The organism is Shewanella sp. KX20019, from assembly GCF_016757755.1.
Taxonomy (GTDB): Bacteria; Pseudomonadota; Gammaproteobacteria; order Enterobacterales; family Shewanellaceae; genus Shewanella.
Genome location: NZ_CP068437.1, coordinates 2,408,009 through 2,429,559, shown reverse-complemented (window position 1 = coordinate 2,429,559; position 21,551 = coordinate 2,408,009). Strand labels below are relative to the sequence as shown.

19 protein-coding genes and 1 pseudogene are annotated in these 21,551 nt (G+C 40.9%); 2 read left to right on the top strand and 18 right to left on the bottom strand.

Annotated elements, in window-relative coordinates; genetic code table 11:
• The first annotated feature begins 89 nt into the window (after positions 1-89).
• On the top strand, positions 90-1,091 hold the full coding sequence (locus JK628_RS10645; RefSeq protein WP_202289438.1) for a D-alanine--D-alanine ligase: 1,002 nt from the start codon (positions 90-92) through the stop codon (positions 1,089-1,091).
• Positions 1,092-1,282: 191 nt separating this feature from the next.
• Here JK628_RS10645 and JK628_RS10640 read toward each other — a convergent pair whose 3' ends face one another.
• The 12 genes and pseudogenes from JK628_RS10640 to JK628_RS10585 all read right to left on the bottom strand — a co-directional run bounded on the left by JK628_RS10640 (position 1,283) and on the right by JK628_RS10585 (position 14,732).
• The gene (locus JK628_RS10640; RefSeq protein ID WP_202289437.1) at positions 1,283-1,411 is read right to left on the bottom strand and encodes a TIGR02808 family protein; all 129 of its coding nucleotides are present in this window, start codon (positions 1,409-1,411) and stop codon (positions 1,283-1,285) included.
• Positions 1,412-1,420: 9 nt separating this feature from the next.
• Positions 1,421-2,011 carry a NapC/NirT family cytochrome c gene (locus JK628_RS10635; RefSeq protein WP_202289436.1) on the bottom strand — a complete coding sequence of 197 codons (591 nt, stop codon included), beginning with the start codon at positions 2,009-2,011 and terminating at the stop codon, positions 1,421-1,423.
• Positions 2,012-2,028: 17 nt separating this feature from the next.
• On the bottom strand, positions 2,029-2,484 hold the full coding sequence (locus tag JK628_RS10630) for a nitrate reductase cytochrome c-type subunit (protein WP_202289435.1): 456 nt from the start codon (positions 2,482-2,484) through the stop codon (positions 2,029-2,031).
• A 12-nt stretch (positions 2,485-2,496) separates the two neighbouring features.
• Positions 2,497-4,986: a periplasmic nitrate reductase subunit alpha gene (gene napA, locus JK628_RS10625; protein ID WP_202289434.1), complete on the bottom strand. Its 2,490-nt coding sequence runs from the start codon at positions 4,984-4,986 to the stop codon at positions 2,497-2,499.
• Entirely contained in the window at positions 4,983-5,288 is a 306-nt protein-coding gene (locus JK628_RS10620; protein ID WP_202289433.1) for a chaperone NapD, read from the bottom strand. The genes napA and JK628_RS10620 overlap by 4 nt, the downstream gene beginning before the upstream one ends.
• Positions 5,289-6,210: 922 nt before the next feature.
• Positions 6,211-10,092, bottom strand: coding sequence for an ATP-dependent RNA helicase HrpA (hrpA, locus tag JK628_RS10615; RefSeq protein WP_202289432.1), 3,882 nt, complete (start codon positions 10,090-10,092; stop codon positions 6,211-6,213).
• 85 nt (positions 10,093-10,177) lie between these two features.
• Positions 10,178-10,591 (bottom strand): CBS domain-containing protein, encoded by a 414-nt coding sequence (locus tag JK628_RS10610; RefSeq protein ID WP_202289431.1) that lies wholly within the window; start codon positions 10,589-10,591, stop codon positions 10,178-10,180.
• 245 nt (positions 10,592-10,836) lie between these two features.
• Complete coding sequence (locus tag JK628_RS10605) at positions 10,837-11,841, bottom strand: Solitary outer membrane autotransporter beta-barrel domain (protein ID WP_202289430.1); 1,005 nt, start codon at positions 11,839-11,841, stop codon at positions 10,837-10,839.
• A gap of 62 nt (positions 11,842-11,903) precedes the next feature.
• Entirely contained in the window at positions 11,904-12,203 is a 300-nt protein-coding gene (locus JK628_RS10600) for a hypothetical protein (protein ID WP_202289429.1), read from the bottom strand.
• A gap of 94 nt (positions 12,204-12,297) precedes the next feature.
• Positions 12,298-12,672: pseudogene (locus JK628_RS10595) on the bottom strand (isoaspartyl peptidase/L-asparaginase); the annotation flags it as partial.
• Positions 12,673-12,831: 159 nt separating this feature from the next.
• Complete coding sequence (locus JK628_RS10590) at positions 12,832-13,569, bottom strand: hypothetical protein (RefSeq protein ID WP_202289428.1); 738 nt, start codon at positions 13,567-13,569, stop codon at positions 12,832-12,834.
• 134 nt (positions 13,570-13,703) lie between these two features.
• Complete coding sequence (locus JK628_RS10585) at positions 13,704-14,732, bottom strand: isoaspartyl peptidase/L-asparaginase family protein (protein ID WP_237524186.1); 1,029 nt, start codon at positions 14,730-14,732, stop codon at positions 13,704-13,706.
• A 529-nt stretch (positions 14,733-15,261) separates the two neighbouring features.
• Between JK628_RS10585 and JK628_RS10580 the strand changes: the two genes are divergently transcribed.
• A complete protein-coding gene (locus tag JK628_RS10580) occupies positions 15,262-16,731 on the top strand; it encodes a GIY-YIG nuclease family protein (RefSeq protein WP_202289426.1) in 1,470 nt (489 codons plus the stop codon).
• A 118-nt stretch (positions 16,732-16,849) separates the two neighbouring features.
• Here JK628_RS10580 and JK628_RS10575 read toward each other — a convergent pair whose 3' ends face one another.
• The 6 genes from JK628_RS10575 to JK628_RS10555 all read right to left on the bottom strand — a co-directional run bounded on the left by JK628_RS10575 (position 16,850) and on the right by JK628_RS10555 (position 21,397).
• Entirely contained in the window at positions 16,850-17,497 is a 648-nt protein-coding gene (locus tag JK628_RS10575) for a hypothetical protein (RefSeq protein ID WP_202289425.1), read from the bottom strand.
• Position 17,498: 1 nt separating this feature from the next.
• Entirely contained in the window at positions 17,499-17,960 is a 462-nt protein-coding gene (locus JK628_RS10570) for a hypothetical protein (RefSeq protein WP_202289424.1), read from the bottom strand.
• A gap of 755 nt (positions 17,961-18,715) precedes the next feature.
• Entirely contained in the window at positions 18,716-18,985 is a 270-nt protein-coding gene (locus tag JK628_RS10565) for an HTH domain-containing protein (protein ID WP_202289423.1), read from the bottom strand.
• A gap of 538 nt (positions 18,986-19,523) precedes the next feature.
• Positions 19,524-20,288, bottom strand: coding sequence for a hypothetical protein (locus tag JK628_RS10560; protein WP_202289422.1), 765 nt, complete (start codon positions 20,286-20,288; stop codon positions 19,524-19,526).
• A 426-nt stretch (positions 20,289-20,714) separates the two neighbouring features.
• Positions 20,715-20,840, bottom strand: coding sequence for a hypothetical protein (locus tag JK628_RS23465; RefSeq protein ID WP_272931653.1), 126 nt, complete (start codon positions 20,838-20,840; stop codon positions 20,715-20,717).
• On the bottom strand, positions 20,837-21,397 hold the full coding sequence (locus tag JK628_RS10555; RefSeq protein WP_202289421.1) for a recombinase family protein: 561 nt from the start codon (positions 21,395-21,397) through the stop codon (positions 20,837-20,839). The genes JK628_RS23465 and JK628_RS10555 overlap by 4 nt, the downstream gene beginning before the upstream one ends.
• Positions 21,398-21,551: the final 154 nt, after the last annotated feature.

Here is a 21,551-nt window from a genome sequence, read left to right as displayed (position 1 = left end):
GCGGCAATATCAGCTTGAACGGTTGCAATACCGAGTGATTCCGCCATAGTGAGTCTGCAAATTTTTATCGAGTAACGAGCGGAGATTAAATGGGTACGACGAATATTTTACTTCTATGTGGTGGCGGCGGTGATGAACATGCTATTTCACTATTATCAGCTAACTACTTTGAATCTTCGTTAGCAACACAGCCTCACTTTAATGTGCTTCGTGTTGAACTCGATGCTGAGGGTCATTATCGCACCGCAGCGGGCGAAAACTGTGAGTTAAATAACCGCAGACAGATCCGTTTTGAAGAGCAAGATAAGGCTCCATGGGACGTTGATTATGCCATTCCTTGTATTCATGGTTTTCCCGGTGAAACCGGTGACATTCAATCATATTTTGAATTAATCAATCTTCCCTATTTTGGCTGTAAGGCAGAAGCAAGTCGCAACTGTTTTAATAAAATCACCGCTAAGATGTGGTTTAGTGCGCTAAATATTCCAAATACACCCTACCTATTTTTAAGCGAACTTTCTGAGTTAACCGTGAAGCAAGTCTCTGAAGCATTTAGGCAATGGGGCAGTGTTTTTGTTAAAGCAGCTTCACAAGGTTCATCCGTCGGTTGCTACCGTGTAGATAGCCTTGATGATGTTGAATCGACTTTAGCTGAAGCTTTTAATTTTTCCGATTACGTCATTGTCGAAAAAACCATTCGTGCGAGAGAGTTAGAGGTCGCCGTATATGAAATTGCAGGCAATGTGGTCGCAACGGTACCAGGCGAAGTTGTCTGTTCAAGTAATAACTTTTACACATTTGATGAAAAGTATGCAGCGAACAGCCAAGCACAAACTCATATCGTTGCTGATATTCCAATTGATATCAGCGACTTGATCCGAAAATACGCCATCAGCGTTTTCAAGGGGATGAAGCTAAGACACTTGTCTCGAATAGATTTTTTCTTAACCGATGATGGCGAAGTGCTATTAAATGAGATAAATACATTTCCAGGTTTAACCCCTATTTCTATGTTTCCCAAGATGTTGCAAAACCACGGTGACAGCTTCGCTGAGTTTCTCTCAAGTAACATCGAAGTTGATAAATCCTAGGCTTTGATCCGTTACGCTGGGCGTAGATTCAAGATGCTGATATCCATGATATAACTAAAACAGTAACTTGGAGCTGAACAGTAGTTATAAAAAAGCCTGACTTAATTTAAGTCAGGCTTTTTTGATTCATTTCTCTTGTCCTGCAATGGTCAGTACAGCAGTATCTGACCTTCGCATCTTGCTCTTAAGGCTTACTTGTCAGCGGTTTTGGACAAAATCCAAATCGAAGCAACTGCAACCACGGTAAAACCAGCAAGTATAATAACCGGCATGGCGCTGTAACCAAGGACATGCCATATAACATTCTCTAATGTACTCATAATGGCTCCTTATTGCCAACCTTCAACTTGGTGCATATCTGGCAGTCTATGGGCGATACCTTTATGGCAATCCACACAGGTTTTTTCACCACTTGCAAGCGCTGTAGAGTGCTGTCTAACACTACGCGGGCTCTGCTCAGAGAAGTCCATAAATTCAAAGTTATGACAGTTACGACACTCTAAAGAGTCGTTCTTCTTCATTCTCGCCCACTCCCTTTCGGCTAAATGAGCTCGTCGCTCTTTAAACTTCTCAGGTGTGTTAATGGTTTTAGTCACAAAAAATGCAAACAACTCTTTAGAAGCCTGAACTTTTCGTATTATTTTATCACTCCAAGCATGAGGTACGTGACAATCTGAACAGATAGCACGAACACCAGAGCGGTTAGCGTAGTGAATCGTTTCTTGAATTTCGGCCACTATTGGGGCGTGACATCCAGAACAAAACTCTTCAGTGTTTGTCGCTTCCATACCGGTGTTAAATGCACCCCAAAACATGAGTCCACCTGCAAAACCCATAAATAAAACGATACCTACAGCGGCTTTACTGGGCCGCCTCAATATGTTCCAAAAGCCTTTTAAGGCATTAATAATCAATTTCATATTATTACCTGCCTATTTTATTTTTGCAGTGACTGAACACGTTCGAAGGAGCTACCCACTAACGGCTTCGCATCTGCTTGAGTCACGTGACACTGTAGGCAAAAGTAGCGTCTAGGAGAAACATCAGCCAACACTTCATCATTTCGGTTAGTGAAATGAGTCACACTAATTTTAGTCGCACCCATCTGCTTAGCATTTTTCCAACCATGGCATGACAAGCATTTGTTAGCATTTAATGAGACTTCATAGCTTCTAATGTGATGCGGGATCAGTGGTGGCTGAAAGACATAACTACTTTCAATATCCACCTGATCTCGCGGTACTTTCTTCATAGGATCTGCAGCTCTTGTGACCTCTAACTCAGCAGTGCCGCGTAAAGATTCAACGCCACCGATGCCTCGTTCCTCACTGAAAGCAGAACCACTGATCAGAGTTAAGGAAATGCTCAACGTCAATAAAATTGATTTTTTCATCGTAACCCTGCCTTATGCTATTTTAGTAATTTTAACAGGACACTTTTTATAGTCTGTCTGTTTCGATAACGGATCGGTTGCATCTAAAATCAGTTTATTAATTAAGATACGTGCATCGAAGAATGGTACAAATACCAAACCTTTTGGTGGACGGTTACGGCCTCGAGTCTCGACACGCACACGAATATCACCACGTTTGTTACTCATTAACACTTCATCACCACGGCGTACACCATGAGACTTAGCATCATCTGGATGCATGTAACAAAGTCCATCAGGTACTGCCTTATAAAGCTCAGGTACACGACGTGTCATGGTTCCTGTATGCCAATGTTCAAGTACACGACCAGTACATAACCATAGAGGGAACTCTTCATCTGGAGACTCTGGTGGCGCCTCGTAAGGTGCCGAGATTATCCATGCTTTGCCATCTGGCTTGCCATAGAATTCAAACCCTTTGCCTTTGCCAACATAAGGATCATCGCCTTCTTTAAAGCGCCATTTTGTCTCTTTACCATCTACTACAGGCCAGCGTAAACCACGCTCTTGATGGTAGCGATCGTATGGGGCTAAGTCATGACCATGTCCACGTCCAAAGCTTGCATACTCTTCAAATAGACCTTTTTGAACATAGTAGCCTTGGTCTTTTGCATCATCATTAAGCTCTTGCGCTTCAGACAGTGGGAACTTATCGACTTGGCCATTTTCAAATAGCACTTCGCACATATTCTTACCACGTACTTCTGGCATCTTAGCTAACAGCTCTTCACTCCACACCTCTTCAATTTTGAAGCGTTTTGCAAATTCCATAATCTGCCATAGATCTGATTTAGCCTCACCAGGTGCTTTAACCTGTTGATACCAAACCTGAGTACGACGCTCAGCGTTACCATAAGCACCCTCTTTCTCTACCCACATCGCAGTCGGTAAGATAAGGTCAGCAGCTTGTGCTGTAACAGTTGGGTATGGATCTGAACAGACAATAAAGTTGTCAGGATTTCTAAAGCCTGGTAAGCGCTCTTGATTGATGTTTGGACCAGCCTGCATATTGTTATTACACATGGTCCAATACGCATTTAGCACACCATCGTTTAGCTTACGGTCTTGCACTACTGCATGGAACCCAGGCTTTGGTGGAATCGTGCCTTCAGGGATCTTCCATAGCTTCTCAGCAAGTTTACGGTGCTTAGGGTTGGCAACAACCATATCTGCTGGTAAACGGTGCGAGAATGTACCCACTTCACGCGCTGTACCACAGGCAGATGGTTGGCCAGTAAGTGAAAATGGTCCATTACCTGGAGTTGATATTTTACCCACTAATAGATGGATGTTATAAACCAGCGAGTTCATCCACACACCACGAGTGTGTTGGTTCATACCCATGGTCCAAAGTGACATCACCTTAATCTTAGGATCAGCAAACTGCTTAGCCAGAGTGATCAGTTTATCTTCACCTAGACCTGTCATTTCAGCTGTTTTTTCAAGCGTATATGGTGCAACTGATTTTTTGTACTGTTCAAAATCAATTGAATGTATTTTACCTACGTTGGGGTTAGCTGCCGCTTTCTGCAGTGGATGCTCATCCCTTAAACCATAACCAATATCGGTAGTAGCTTGCTTGAAGTGGGTATGCTTAGTAACGAAATCCCAGTTTACCGCATCATTTTCGATGATGTAGTTAGCAATAAAGTTGGCAATTGCAAGATCGGTTTGTGGCTCAAAGATATAACCCTGATCAGCAAGTTCAAATGAACGGTGATAATAGGTTGATAATACGTTCACTTTCACATGGGGATGACTTAAGCGACGGTCGGTGATGCGAGACCATAAAATCGGGTGCATCTCAGCCATATTTGAGCCCCATAACACAAAGGCATCGGCTTCTTCGAAATCATCATAACAGCCCATCGGCTCATCAATACCAAAGCTACGCATAAAGCCACCCACAGCAGAGGCCATACAGTGACGCGCATTGGGGTCGATGTTATTAGAGCGGAAACCTGCTTTCATCATCTTAGAAGCAGCATAGCCTTCCATTACAGTCCACTGGCCAGAGCCAAACATACCGACGCTGGTAGGCCCTTTTTCTTTTAATGCCGCTTTCCACTTGTCAGCCATGATATCAAAGGCTTGATCCCAACTTACTGGCGCAAAATCACCGTTCTTATCAAATTTGCCGTTAGTTTGGCGTAGTAGCGGCTGAGTTAAGCGATCATTGCCGTACATGATTTTTGAAAGAAAGTAACCCTTAATACAATTAAGGCCCTTATTGACTGGCGCTTCTGGATCACCTTGGGTGGCAACAACTTTACCTTCCTGAGTACCAACAAGTACAGAGCAACCTGTACCACAGAAACGGCAAGGCGCTTTATCCCAATGTATTTTTGACTCATTGCTTGATGCGATTAAGTTCGTTGCAGTGGCCGGAAGAGTAACACCAGCAAGCGCCGCAGCTGAAGCCGCAGCATTTGCTTTGATAAACTCACGTCTAGACATTTTCATACTTGTTCCTCGCTAACACTATAGCTGGTATCGGGGGTTAGATTGTTGTTATTCGGTTCGATATCAATTTGGTGATAAACCATGGTTGCACCAAGTACACCTGGCATATCATTTATTTTTTCAATAACGTCAGTAATAAAGCCTTCTGTTTGAGTCTCTAATACCACAACGATTTTGCCGACTTCACTGACGCCATAAATTTCGGCTTCCTCAAAATCTTCTATCAGCTTTTTCGTTGTATTTAAGTGCTCTGGGCTAACTTGTACAAGCAAGCTTGAGATATGTGCCTCAGGTAACGACATGGGTGCGTTCCTTATCTATCTGAGTAATAAAGTTGAAATGATTTTATCTGGTTAACTTCATTGAGCTAACCCTCATCCATTACAGTCGTGTCTAGCTACTGTTCTTTCGTCATGTTGTCCATTTACAAAATAGAGCGAAATTGGACGCTACACGCTAACTATGCACTGGATGCTATTTTGTATTTCTGCTTTGCCAGCGATCTTCAGCAATGGTTGGTAAGTTGCTTCTATAAAATATTGTGCGGTTAGCGATCAATAAAGAGCGACTTAAACAACGGTGAACAACATCAAATGACAGTCTTATTAGAGCCTTAATTAACACGCATTTAACTTAGTGCAGATGATAACAGCTCTCTATCTGGTTGTTACATACCTACTTTTGGTAAAGCCAACCGCAGGTTGATCTAGATCATCCTTTTTCCATGAAAAAAACCTAAATCACCCTTCCTAATCAACTGGATAGATTAAAACCCCTGCAAAACACCCTTTAAGCTATTAAGAACACTCTAAACAATGGGTTATGAGTGGATAAATATCAATCAGCAAATGCTATTTTTCAAACAAAATATTCACAAAGAGGTACTACGTGATTTTTGGTGGGCACCATTTCAAATCAGAAAAGCATTGCTTATGGTTCACGATTGTAAAAATCTATGCAGCTCCCTATCGTGTCTAGTAAATTGTAGTGCCATAAATGTTCGCTCGCTGATGTGATATGCACAATGTTTATTCAACACAAAGTATATAACCTTATCCTAAATAAGCAGCATAAATTGATATGGCGATTTTGAGGCATTACAGAGAGCAATAAGTAATGGAACTATTTAGCAAACAATAGTGACAAAAAGAAAGACGGTGCGTGGTGGATATAAAAACGCACGGCATAATCCGTGCGTCTTTATCATTACAATGGTGACTAAGATTAAACCTGTGCGACCTGGTTGAGAATACGCTTTTCAGATATTGGGTAAGCTGTACCGAGTATTTGAGCAAAACAGGACACTCGATACTCTTCGATCATCCAACGGGCTTCTACCAGCACGTCAGGAACTGGCATCGACTTGGGCAGCTTAGCCATCTGTCCCTCTAAGACCTCTTGCACTTTATTGATACTGTGCATATGCAAGCGGTCACGGTTTGGATCAATAGGCAGCTTTTCTAAACGGTTCTCTATGCCTTTCAAGTAACGAATGATATCGCTTAATCGATGCCATCCACACTGCTGCACAAACCCTTTAAAGACTAACTGGTCCAGTTGGCTTTGAATATCACTCATCGCAAAAGCGATATCTAAGCTAATCTTACCTTTGAGACGCTTTTTAATGCGATTGTAGATAGTGAGTACTTCTTCTACCTTCAATGCTAATTTTTCAGCAGTAGGGTTGAGCTCTTGTCTGACTAAATCTCTTGCTTGGTCAAACTGAGTCTCAGAGCGGATGTCGATCCCCTCTTCATCAATAAGCTGTTGTACTGCCGCTGATAATATATCATCGATGAGGATCTGAACCTGCCCGAACGGATTAAAATACATCGCCAGTTTGGCTTTATTGGGTAATGACTTTTGCAAATGCTTTACCGGTGAAGGAATATTGATAAGCAGTAAACGTTGCAAACCGATTCGATGCTGTTTCTGCGCTTCATATTCATCATCAAATAATTTGATCGAAACACTGGTTTTATCATCCACAAGCGCTGGAAATGCCTTAACTTCAAAGTTACCTTTTTTCTGTTCAAACAGTTTTGGCAGGTTGCCAAATGTCCAACTCTGCAGCCCTTTTTGTTCTATCCCCGAGTCAGCAACTTCACGAATAGCTTGCACGACTTGTCCCTGCATACTTGCTTTGAGCGGTTCGAGAATACGCCCTTGAGTTAATAACTTGCCTCTATCACCTTCGATTTGAAAGTTAACCAACAGATGCTGTGCTAACTGGGTCTCATCAAAGTCCTCAGGCGATATTCGCACGCCACTCATTCTCAGCAACTGCTTACACATGGCATCAAGAAGAGGCAGCTCAAATGGCGTAATCGCTTGTAAACATGCTTTAGCGTAATCAGGAGCAGGGACAAAGTTTCTACGCAAAGTTTTCGGCAATGACTTAATCAGTGCAATACACTTTTCTTCGCGCAGTCCTGGGACTATCCAGTCAAAGTCAACATCGTCGACCTGATTGATCAATGCCACTGGAATATGCACCGATACGCCGTCGTCTGCCGACGACGGTTCAAAATGGTAACTAACCGTGAGGGTCAAATTGCCCTTATGCCATTTTTCAGGAAAATCCAATGCCGATACGTGATCGCTACTGCGCTGCATTAACGCTTCGCGTTCAAAGTCGAGTAGATCTGGATGTTGTTGTTTAGCCTTTTTCCACCACTTTATAAATTTAGGGGCGTTGTAAATATCGGCCGGTATTTTAGGCTCGTAGAAATGAAACAGCGCTTGCTCATCGACTAAGATATCGCGGCGACGAGATTTATGTTCAAGTGATTCAATATCTAACAATAACTTTTGATTATTGATAAAGAATGCTTCGTTGGTTCTTAACTCCCCTTCAGCAAGTGCTGAGCGGATAAAGATGTCACGGGCTTCAACTGGCTCAATCGGCCCATATTGAACCTTACGACGATTGACGATTTGTAAGCCATAAAGAATTTGGTTCTCTAGTGCAACAACCGAACCCTGTTTAGATTCAAAATGGGGCTCTATGTAGCTTTTTTTCAGCAAATGTTCTGCTAGCGGCTCTATCCATTCAGGTTCAATTTTAGCGCAGCAACGGGCGAATAAACGCGACGTTTCAGTCAACTCTGCCGCCATAAGCCATTTGGGTCCTTTCTTGGCTAGAGGAGAACCAGGAAAAACAAAGAACTTACTATTACGGGCACCAAGGTATTCTCTGTCTTTATCTTTAAAACCAATATGGCTTAATAATCCGGTGAGCAATGACTTGTGCAGTAATTCATAATTCACTTCGGCACTAGTGTCGTTAAGCTTCCACTTTAGTTCATGAGTCGCTTGTCTAAGCTGTGCGTAGAGATCTTGCCATTCACGTACACGCAAGTATGCTAAAAAATCTGCCTTACATTGTTTTCTAAATTGATTACTCGAGAGCTCTCTCTGACTTTGTTTTAAAAAATCCCACAGGTTCAAAAAAGATACAAAATCTGAGTCTTTATCGCTAAAACGGTTGTGAGCCTCATCGGCCGCTTGTTTCTTGTCCATTGGACGTTCACGCGGGTCTTGAATTGATAAAGCCGAGGTGATCACTAATGCTTCGTGTAAGCAGCCATTTTTTTGTGCTTGTATTACCATCCGTGCCAGACGCGGATCTACAGGAATATGGGCAAGTTGTCTGCCTAATGACGTAAGATTAACCTGACCTTTCTTCATGCTTACGGCTTGTAGCTCTTCTAGCAACATAAAACCATCACGAATGTAACGCGCATCAGGTGGCTGAATAAACGGGAATCCTTCGATATCTCCCAGTCCAATCGCCAACATTTTTAAGATAACTGATGCTAGATTGGTGCGTAAGATCTCAGGATCGGTAAACTCAGGGCGAGAGGTAAAATCATCCTCGCTGTAAAGCCTAATACAGATCCCAGGAGCCACACGACCACAGCGGCCTTGGCGCTGATTGGCACTCGCCTGAGAAATAGCTTCAATCGGTAAACGCTGCACTTTAGTACGATAACTATAGCGACTAATGCGTGCCGTACCGGGATCGATGACATAACGAATACCGGGCACAGTAAGTGAGGTTTCAGCGACATTTGTGGCCAAAACGATTCGTCTGCCAACATGACTCTTAAAGACTTTTGACTGCTCCCCATAGGAAAGTCTGGCGTACAGGGGCAGAATTTCAGTATCTCGGTATTGACGGCGATTAAGCTGCTCGGCAACATCACGGATCTCCCGCTCACCATTCATAAAGATAAGAATGTCACCAAGACCTTCATTGATCAGTTCGTCGGTAGCTGCAAAAATGCCGTCCATGAGATCTAAATCTTCATCACTATCTTTTACCAATGACCGATAGCGCGTTTCAACCGGATAAGTTCGACCCGATACTTCAATCACTGGGGCGCCGTTAAAGTGTTGTGAAAATCGTTCAACATCAATGGTGGCTGAGGTAATAATCACTTTTAGATCAGGGCGTTTCTTTAAAACATTCTTCAGATAACCCAAAATGAAGTCGATATTAAGGCTACGCTCATGCGCTTCATCAATAATAATCGCGTCATATTGGTTAAGTAATTTATCTGAAGTTAATTCCGCTAACAGGATCCCGTCTGTCATTAACTTGATGTAGGACTCTGGTTTTATCGCATCGGCAAAGCGAACTTTAAAACCGACAGCTTCACCCAGTGGTGTGTTCATCTCTTCTGCAATGCGCGTAGCAACACTTCGAGCGGCAAGTCGACGAGGCTGAGTATGACCAATTAAACCACGGGTACCCAAACCAAGTTCTAAACAGATTTTTGGCAACTGTGTAGTTTTACCCGAACCCGTTTCACCGGCAATGATGACCACTTGATTACCGGCAATTGCGGTGGCAATTTCATCACGTTTTTGCGATACAGGTAAGTTTTCAGGAAAGGTCACTTTTGGGCGGTTCGCAAGGCGAAGCTCAACTTTTTTGCGAGAGGCTAGCGCGAGCTGCTCTAGAGAATCTAACGTTGCAGTTTTCTTTTCTGAATCAGGCTCTTTACGTAGCCTAAATAGACGACGCCTAATCTGTGCGGCGTCGGCTTCATAACAGTGTCTTAAAAATGCGTTAGATAGGTGATGCTGTTGCGAACTCAAGTGCAAATTCCATGGCCAAAATCAAAGAGGTTGATCCTAACAAGGAACGCACTTCAGTGGTATAGCTGACATAAAAATACTTTCATTAGGCAGGCGTTAAATAACACTGTTGCATATAGGTATTTATTGCCGCGAGAACATTCGTTCGATTAATAGTGCCTACCACTTTGCCATTATCAACCACGGGATAAACTTTTGGTTTGGGGCCTAGCATTTGTTCAGCTAAAGCCAACACACTACTATTGGGCTCTACCGACAAAACCTCAGTTCGCATACAATCTTTAACGATCGCGATTAAATCGCAATGGTAACTACTTTTGAGCATGACAGCTAAGCAATCTTGTTGAGATAAGAAACCCACGAGTTTACCGTCGTCGACGACGGGAGCACCTAACTTATTGTTTGTTAGCAGCTTTTCTACAGCTGTCGCTATAGACATCGAAGGTGTAAGCATGACTGGATGGCGATCCATATGTTCTTTTACATTTATTGAATCCATTATCTTCCCCTATTCGTTTGTTTCTATTTTAGTTTAGCTAATATTTATCAATACGGCAGAGGATTAAAGCGATAGCGTTAAACGTAAAACTCGATTTCACTAATTTAGCCGTAGCAGACTTAAGCAGTAGTTTGTTAACTATGACCGTATTACAGCGGAAAATCATGTCAGAGGTGATGTAAATTGAGTTGCTCTTGCTCTAGTGTCACCAATATCAATATAGACGGAAAGATTATAAATATGGGTTAAATGTCTTCATTGAACAACAGCAGTACACTGCCGCCACTTAGCACACTGCCTATATTAACGGTAACCCCTAAGCCAATATTGTCAATCAATGAGGACAACCAAGGTGTGTCTATCACCCACCCTGCACCAACCTCATAAAAATGATCCGTTGCCAAAGGTGCAACGGCATCACCCGATAAATCGATGCGCTTAAACATCAATCGTAGTTCATTGTCGTAATCAACCAATTTCGGGAGTTGATAATGAAACATCAATGTATTGCTAAAGCGGCCTACTTTTATAGACACATCCTGTGGAGCAGAATCGGTGAATAACGTACGGCCAATAGCAAAACGGTAACGGCTGATAAACTGCCAACGATGTCCGAAAACAAGATTGTCATAACGAAACTCAATTGAGGGGTCAATCATCAACGCCCCATAAGAGGTATTCAATAAACCATTATCAAATAAAGATTCAAACTGTTTTAAAACGCTACGATACTCAAATTTATTTTCATACCAAATGGCTTGGGCACCGATGCCAAACAGAGCCTTCCAATGTTCTGATACTGGATATCGCCATCGTTGCTCAGCTTGGAACAGATAACTTTTTTCTAATAATTGATCTATCTGATTCGCAGGCTGTGAAAAATCTACCGACTGTTTAGAGCCAATGTAGGATAATTTGAGATAGGTTGAGGTTTGCCAATCGGTAATGCTATCTGACCAACTGCTAGTCCAAGGTAAAGAATAAGTTTTAAGCTCACGGCGGCGCTGGAGAGAGCTCTCCGAACCCGTGTCCAAATGAGCAAGATCTACCACTGAGCTAGGATCAAAATTGACCACACCTAAAGTAATCAAGTTCGCATCAGTCAATACAATCGAGGTCGCGATATTTTGTCGAGCAACATTGCTCACCATGGCGTCCAAAGAGTCTATGGATTGGACTGCTGCGTTAGCATATGTACCTAGCAGTATTGATAAGCAAAACTGACAGAAAAAGACATTGAGTAAGCGCATGTTAAACTGGTACCGGTGTGAGCCCCTTTGTTATTTTAGAGATTAAAGGAAGCACAGTAATGTTATTGATTTAAATTTTGATACTTAGATAGGGCATCGTTACGTATAAGCCCTCGCCTCACATTGTTACATAGTTTGGCAAAGCGACTAATATCTCCTAGTTGCGGAGTCTCCCCATTGGCGATGGCACTTTCCCAATAGCACAGCTCACTATCAACCAGTTCGACTAATTTTTTAGGGCAGCCAATACAACTACCATCAGGACCACAGACAAACGTTTCAGGATCTTTTAAGGGTAGCTCACGCTTTACTTGGTCGATGATATTCTGCATTGCTGTAATGCGATCAGGTTTTGGAGCCATAGTGCAATTGGATTTTACCGTTTGGATTAACTAACAGTGTAAATGAAAATGTGTACTAACGCCCATTCGTTGGCACTAGTACACATTTAAGTCCCTACAGATCAGACCAAATCATCACTTGAGCGGGTTCACCGCTTTTACGAGTCGCACGATACATGCCTTCGGTGTTAAACGGCGTGGCAATATTGCCTCGTTGATCGATTGCGATTACACCACCAGTGCCACCAGCAGTAATAAGACGCTGATTTATCACTTCATCTGCAGCTTGAATTATAGACTTTTTCTGATACTTAACTTTGGCACAGATATCACCAGCTACATGGTAACGAATAAAAAACTCACCATGACCGGTGGCAGATACCGCACAAACGCCATTTTCTGCATAGGTGCCCGCTCCAATAACAGGAGAATCACCAATGCGTCCAAATCGTTTAGCCGTCATTCCACCGGTAGAGGTATGGGTAATTAACCCTAAATAGTTTTTATGGCTAAAATGGATTGGTACCATCAATGATGATATGTATTAGAAATGATAACGCTATCTGAAAGGTAGCCCCCTTGTACATCATGACCAAAGGAACATATTGAATGGATTAGGCTGCCAAATTCAATGGCAGCCCATCAGTTCCTACCAAATCCCTAAATATTCTTTAATCGCTCTCTCATAAATGATTCCGTAATCTCGTGTTGAATCATTCTTATTGATCGAATCAATCATCTCTTTGAATGCTTCATCTATGATATAAGTCGCATCATGGTGCTTACATGCTCCAGAGTATGATCCTTCAATTTCTAATAGTGTACATTGGGTTATATAAACGGGTTCATTATAATCAAAGTTATCATAGTCGTATTGAAAATAGGTAAACACCTGACCATCACTCTGAGGTGTAGGATAGTTGCTAATATCAATATATGTATCTTTTATACTGCCTCGCTCAACTCTACCTGTCATAAATCTAAAGCTGTTATCTATATATGCAAAATTAAGGAAGTATCTGTTAATGTCATAAATCACTTCCCCAGCATCATCATAGCCTAAGAAATCCCCCTCTTGACGGTATTGGATTCTATAAATGAAGTTACTATCGTACTCACCACCTTCAATAGGGAGCGAACGGTAATTGGCCAGTTCATGTGGCATCTCTGCATAATCGTCATCAAACCACTCTGTCAACACTCTTTCATTGGTGCAAACATCGTATAAGCGCTGTATGTTCAACCCGCCTGGATAGCCCTGCATCACATCCGTACGCCACTCTTGTTCACATACTGGTAATTCAGGTGGGGTTGGCACATCTTCTTCTGATGAACTACCACAACCCCATAATCCAAAAATTAAAACGCCTATAAATATTTTTTTCATGCTATCTCCTACAATTGTTGCGTCTATAGTATAGGAGCTTGCAAGGAGTGTACACATGTGTACACAAAAAAGGCATTAAGCTAATACTCGATGCCTTAACAATATAGTTTTAACACTGTTATTTATGTGATTGACTACTTATCTCGCCAGATCATCACTTGTGCTTCTTCACCACTTTTACGAGTAGCACGATACATACCATCGGTGTTAAATGGCGTAGCAATATTACCGCGATGATCAATGGCTATCACACCACCAGTCCCACCAGCCGTGATTAGACGTTGGTTAATGACTTCATCAGCTGCTTGAATAATCGACTTATTTTGATACTTAACCCGAGCGCAGATATCTCCTGCCACATGATAACGGATAAAGTACTCGCCATGACCCGTTGCAGATACTGCACAAACACCATTTTCGGCATACGTTCCCGCACCTATTATTGGCGAGTCGCCAATGCGACCATAACGCTTGTTTGTCATACCTCCAGTTGAAGTTCCAGAGCTAATATTTCCTTGTTTATCAAGTGCTACAGCTCCAACTGTTCCAACCTTATATTCAACCTCAAGCTCATTATGTGATGCAATATAATCTTTGTTCTCGGATTGCGATTTGAGCATTTTTTCTTTTGCGTGCTGTAAAGACTCATATCGATGAGGTGTATCGAATGTCTCATTTGCAACAAGTGCAACCCCTTGGGTTAACGCAAATTCCTCGGCACCTTCACCATATAACATGACGTGGACAGATTTATCCATAACGAGACGTGCTAAATCGATAGGGTTCTTGATATGCTTAACCCCAGCAACAGCCCCCGCCTTCATAGTATTACCATCCATGATAGATGCATCCATCTCATGCTGCTCATTGTGAGTGTAAACGGCTCCAATACCTGCATTAAAGAATGGAGAGTTCTCCAGCACATTAATCGCTTGTGCTACAGCATCAAGACTCGTACCACCTTTTTCTAAAACCACATAACCAGCATCAACAGCTTCTTTTAGCTTTAATCGATATGCTTGTTCTTTTTCAGGAGTAAAGCTGCTCTGTTGAATAGTTCCAGCCCCACCGTGAATAGCAATGGCAAATGGAGCATCATTAGCATAGCTAGCAAAAGATGTACTGAGAACGCAGAGACATGACAAAACAGTGATTATTTTCATTTTATTCATCTAGTTAATACATTTACATCAATACTATTGGATTGCAGCGTGAAGCAAAAGAAAAACATAGAGATATGGCTGAAACAACTACCCGTATAACGCACTGTAAGACGTTAACGCCCCCATTCCACACGAGGTATACCAAAAGCAATTTAAACCAGTCACGGGTGCTGCGTATTGCCTTATAGAGTGGTAAATACACAGTCAACAAAGTGATTCGTAGACTACTTCCGACTCACAATGGCTTAGCTAAAAGATATAAGCATCTCTGACATAAAGTGCATAATAGCTAGCCAAATTATGACTGTCTCTAATGACATAATCGCTTGGTGATCACACAGACTATACTTCTTTGCTAGCTCACATTTGGACAGAAATGATTTAGCTCTGAAAGCAATGGCTGCCATTAGGGAACATATGGCAATCAGATAAATGAATGCCAAGCGTTGAGAATCACTCTTAAATGTATGTTCTATGCGTTTTAATTGACATAGAATGCTACTTCCTTACCCTCTAATTTCTAATTTTTATGTTAAACCCTAAACATCTCACCGAAGCAAAATCTGTTGGCTTAGAATTATTGCGTAACTCTGAAAAATGCGGTTACAAAACCTATCGGTTTGAATCTTGCGGTCATGAATGTGAGCTACAAGTTACTCATGTTAGGAATAACAATTTCAAGTGTAGTGTTTGCATTGAACACAAATACATAGAAGAAGCAAAACGCAAAGAGATTCGATACATTGGGGATAGTGTATTAGGTAAGCAATACCGCCAATATGAGTTACGGTGCGGACACCTACAGGATTTAAAAGCTGGGCATGTAAGAGATGGTAGATTTAGGTGTACACTTTGCCAACATAGCAAGATCGAAAACGAAGCATTTATTTCAGGTCTAAAGATTATATCTTCGTCCCAGAAAGGCACAAACTATCGACTTTTTGAACTACCTTGTGGTCACAGACAAGAAATAAGACAAGACCATGTGCGCGACAAATCATTTTGTTGTAATACTTGTGAAAAAATAGAGCTAGAAACTCTCTTACTGTTAAGGGGATTGGAATTTATAGAAAAAGGGACTAATAGAAACCCAAATAAATATGAGTTTTTGTCTTGTGGTCACAGACAAACTATACAAACTCATTGCATTAAAAGTAATACTTTCCGATGCGATACCTGCAACGAAATAAAGTATCAAGAAGAGGCAGTAAGTGCAGGTATTAAGTTAATTTCAAATTCTGATGCGTCGGGCTACAAAGTATATGAGTTGTCATGCGGACACCGACAGGAATTGCAAACTGTACACGTTCGTAGGCAATGGTTTGCCTGTAAACAATGTGGTGACCATTGGTCAAGCCCAAATGGCTTGTATTTACTACACATGGTTGCTGAAGATGGATTTGAATGGCTTAAAATTGGAACCGCTAAGTGTATTTTTGCACGAAAAGCAACTTACCAATTCAAAAAACCTACTGATGTATATGAATTAAATTACATAGAATCTAAAAGTAGATTTGTTGCTAATAAATTTGAGAAAATACTACAGCATTCACTGAAGGAGTTTAACATCTCGAGTGAAAAGATGAAAAATTATATGGGAAATGGTCATACAGAGTGTTTTTCAACTGATGGCTATACTTATATAGTTAGTACTTTCAATTGCTTACCAAAAGTGTCGGATTTCGAGATCGACTTAGGACAAAAACGAACAGAAATTAACACTAATAATGAAAAAAGAGCACTAAGAAAGAAATGCGGTCTGATTCCTTGGGAGCACGGGAATGTTATTAAAAATAAGTCAGCATACAAAATGTGGGAACATCTACCTGATATTCATCTGCTTTGGCTAGATAACAACAAACCCGGCCGAGTTAGGCTAGAAAAAATAATACTAGACACGTTTAAAATCAAGTGTCACGTAAATAGTATGCTCTGTATATTCAAAGAGGAAAATAGATATCGACTTTTGTTAGAAGCTCATCGTTACTATTTCAAATGAATCAATTATGGCCACTAAGCATATAACGTCAGCAATAAGTTACGCCTCGATGAACCTACTGAGCACATAGAGCTCCACATCAAAACTGCGGAGTCAAATACGTCAATTGGTGGCATTGTTATTCAGCATGAAACAGAGGAAGCTGACTTTCGAGATCTTCTAAATCAGAAGTAACGCTTCTAATTTTAGTATTAATATCGTTAAAGTTACTATCGGATAAAACAGAGGTAAACTCAGGCAAAATTGTAGTTCGAATTACACTAGCTTCTGCAACAAGACCTAAAGATACATCAGTTATTACTTTTCGTTCATGAATTATTCGTCGAGATAACTTCAAACTTATTGCATTCAAATCATCAGATGCCAATTTTAAAGTTGCGCGCTCTCGTGTTTTATCTGCTGGAAAACTACAAATTAATTCCAAAGCTTCTGTTAGTTCAACTGCCGCCAACTTGATTGCATCAACACCATCAACAGGCTCGTATTCATTTAAGAAACCTAACTTATCTCCAGGAAGGTATTCATATATATCCTGACATATATCATTACCATATGCTTCTGAAACTTCAGAAAGAAACCGTTGAAAACAGCGTTCAATTATATCTTTTAGTTCAATCTCTTTAATTATCCCTTGAGATAATAGTTCAATAACCAAATTCTTATTATGCGCTAATTTTATTTCTCGCGATACAATACCTTCCGAAATATCCTTCGTCATAGAAGCGCTTAGCTCCATCAATTCACTAACACGATCGTCATTCTGCATATTAGTTTTCCTTATTATTTCGATATTGCATCACCATAGTTTTCCATTGCTGGAGTCTCTTTTTACCATCAGTAGTAAAAGAGCTGCCTCCATACTCACCATACATAGCTTTTGATAGCTGGTAACCTGAAGCATTTGATACTTTGATTCGTTTACCTGTAGATTTATCATAAGTGAATCTTAGTAACCTATTTGCCATTTGATGACATAGACCATCTACTAAATATTTAATACCGACATTCTCTTCTGGATCGTTTGGTGTTGCAATTTGACGAGCAAAATCAGCACCAATGTCACTTTTGCCTAAAATACTTGCCGCAGAATGTGATACTCCCCAGCAATACCAATAATCGCCTAAGTGAGTATCAGGTTCACCTGTTCCGTCAGTATATGTCGTAACCCAAGTATGATCACCAGCACCAAGCTTGGTCGTATTTCCCCATGCACACAATTTATTTTTCACTTTTATCTCACCCTCCAATTTTCTGTACCAAATAACGTCTACTTAAACAGCAGTACTGATTGTATTGTTATCTATGATGCATTTGTAATTACTATTTGTGCGTCTTGATAATGTTCGCCATCCAACTATAACCTATTGTTTTAAAGACAACAAAAAAGTTAGGAAATTATCGATACACCGTTATGTGTATTTGATAGTTCCCCCATTCGAAAATTGGAAGCGAAAGGTAAGGTTTAATCTCATTCATAATTTAGATTAATTTTTTATGCTTCAATACAATTGTTGTTGAGTTGATAACATTATCTGCAAACTTACTTTGGGGCATTTCCGATTTAGACGTCGAACAACTACAGCAGAAATGAAGGCTCTAATTACCCAGTGTAAATACTGGCCGTGACCGTCCATGACATGGTAGTTATCGCAGAGCTTGCAGGGATTGTATTTGCAGCGTTTCGCAGCTGTATCAGCACATCCCCCGCTGAAGACGATTAGTTCATCTTTACTCAAAGGTAACCACACTTTGGGCAAAATGTATGGTACGCCTTGGACAGAATAGAGTCTGCCTTATAGTTAAAATAACACCTCATCAACAACTTCAGGTGTGGAAAAGTCGCTTATTGTAACTAAAATCGTAGTCTAATGGCCATTAGCATAAGCTCGCCACATTCCCCGCATTATTTGATTATGAGTTAAGCTCTCTTTCTCTCTGTCTGCCATACAAGCTAAGTTGCATAGCCAGTGACAAGAGTATCTATCTACCCTATAACGAAGCTCTGCCTATTCTTAGTATGCTGGTTCGTTGGATTAATACGAATTGCAGGGATATGGCCTGACTGTTTTAACTCTTCGATGTAATAACTGATAGTCCGGTGAGACTTATTAAACATCTTAGCTATCTCACTGATGCTATGAGTGTGATGTAATTTAAGGGATATAATCATCCCCTTTAGAGTTGCTTTGGCATCTGAGCGTATTTGACGGCTCTCTGATGCATAGTTTTTAATATGGTGCTCTTGGTATTTCATAATTATGGTTCCTCTATGTTGGTTACACTCCTATTGTCTGAAAATTATGTGCTGCAGACGATAGGAGTGTCATGAGCCAGTAACACTTTACTTATTGTACAAATTTGTAATGGATCATTACGCTGGTCGTACCGTCAATAAAACGATCTGTACTCTTTAGTACTAAATCAATGACTTCAAATCCAAGAAGTGAAGAAGTAGTATCAACCGCTTTTTGGTTGATGCTTCGATTCGCATCAGTGCTTTTCTGATGCTAATCTTTAGATATCATTCTTGGGTATTTTGAATATCCAACCTCCGTACCGACGGTTAGGATTTCAAAATAAGTAATCCTCCGTACCGACGGATTCCTGTGTTCTTATCTTTGGTCATTTGACTTATTCATCGCACCAAAACGGTACGTTTAATCAGTTGAATCAGTTGTTTCTTAGCGGTACGCACTAGTTGTTAGTAGCAGGCACAGCTATACGTATAAAATCAGCAACTTACGAGTAAAGATTGATTTTAAGGGACTATTTTTTGATTGTAAGGGACTAGATCAGTCTTTAAAGGCTAAGTTATGAAGTCCCAAGTCTGACAAGTAACCACCTGCACGTTTATCCATATCACCCATACCAATGATATGTTTCTCGGTACGCATACCAACCTCTTTATGAGATGAGGTTGTTATGCAATACCACGTGTTATTGAGTAATGCTATGGTCATTATTCCCACAAAGGATTTTTCTTTCATTAGTGAGCCATTACGAGCACATTTGAATAACGCGGAATGACGAGTAGACTCGTTGAATTCAATTAATATCTGACTATCTATTTCCTTTAACTTCACCTTATCGACTACCACACCTAAGAACTCATCTTTGACGAAATTATTGTGAGCATTAACTATGCTCTTATAGGTTTTATCCTGACTGTTCAAATTAGCATCCGACACTTTTTTATATGTATCGCGTGCTATAGCTGATATGTTTTCCTTAAACGTCAACTCACCATCAATACGACACCACCACTTAGCCTTGCCATACTGATCTTTAACCCCGCGGCGTGCTTGAATATCCGTTGGTTTACGGGTGAAGATGATATTTAAATCCCTTTCATTATCGAATACTTCTAGTGATGATATTTCGTTATCAAAATACACAGTTGCACGAGTTTGGGTATATGGCGTTTTGGATTTAGAGCCAATCTTACGACCTGCACCTTTACGAGAGCCACCACGACCATCTTTTTCTTTAGCCTCTGGGCTACCAGCTATGGTGTAATCGTTGATGAGTACGTTGGTTTGATCTGTTTTACTTTTCATAGGCTATAAGCTCCTATATCAAGACACAAGACGACTTAACTCTCAGCTGGTGGCTGAGTGCAAAATTAGACGTTCTCTTAATTTGGGGTCTGTCTGTGTCAGTTAACCGCTTTAGGTAAGCGGGTCTTGCTTCATGGCTGCACTGAGTAACCTGTGCCATTAAGTGCTAGGAATAGATGATATATTAACACAAAAAACAACATAAAGTCAACCGAATACTCACATGTGTACTTAGCATCTATCTAGGGAAAAGATTGGATTTTATCCAGGATATATTTTCGAAAAAATTGCCTAGTGCCTGTGAGGAGCTTACCTCATCTGACAAGGCCCCCCCATCAATTCCAAGGCACCGCCTATGATTACTGATTTGTTCCACCAGCTTAGCCTATTGATTTGGGTTCTGACGCGAATCTAGTAGGAAGGGTGCTAGTCCTCTTCTGTCTCCTCATCTTGTTCACTGCCTTCTGGTTCTTCACTCTCATAGCCTAGTGGCATAAGCTCATTGTCTTCAAAACCAAGCTGAGTATTTAGTATCTCGTTGAGTACCTTCATGATGCCTCCTTTAATATCTTATATACGGTCGATACACCTACGTCCAATGCGCCAGCTATCTCAGTTACCTTCATCTTCTGTGCATGCAGCTCTTTAATGCGATGTACTATTTTAGGATCAGTTGATTTACGTCCCTTGTACTTACCTTCCGTCTTCGCACGTTCAATACCAATGCGCTGACGTTCTAGCATTGTTTTACGCTCACCTTCTGCTACTTGTGCCAGCACAGCTAGTACGATTTTTCCAGCCATGGATGACAAGTCAATACCGTCGAGATCCGAAACAATGACCTTGACTCCTTTATCAGTAAGCTCAGATACAACGGTTTGGACTTCAATGGCGTCACGACCGATACGGTCTATTTTTAGTACGACCAATGAATCACCAGATTCTAATGATTTAAGCATCTTCTGGAACTTAGGACGATCTAAGGTTGTACCCGTGAACTGCTCAGTGACTGAGTAGTCGAAATGCGGATACAACTTTTCAAGATGCTTCGCTTGTTGATTTACGTTTTGCTCGTCAGTTGATGTACGAGCATAGATTATTGTCTTCATAACCCCTCCACTATTCTATTTAGACTCTAAGACATCAGTAGAATACCATATTCTATTTTAATTACCACCCTAAATAGAAAGTATCAGAGATTGTTTCTATTTATATTTAGGGAGTGCTCTAAATAGAGATTTTAGTTGGCGATAAGTCATTTTA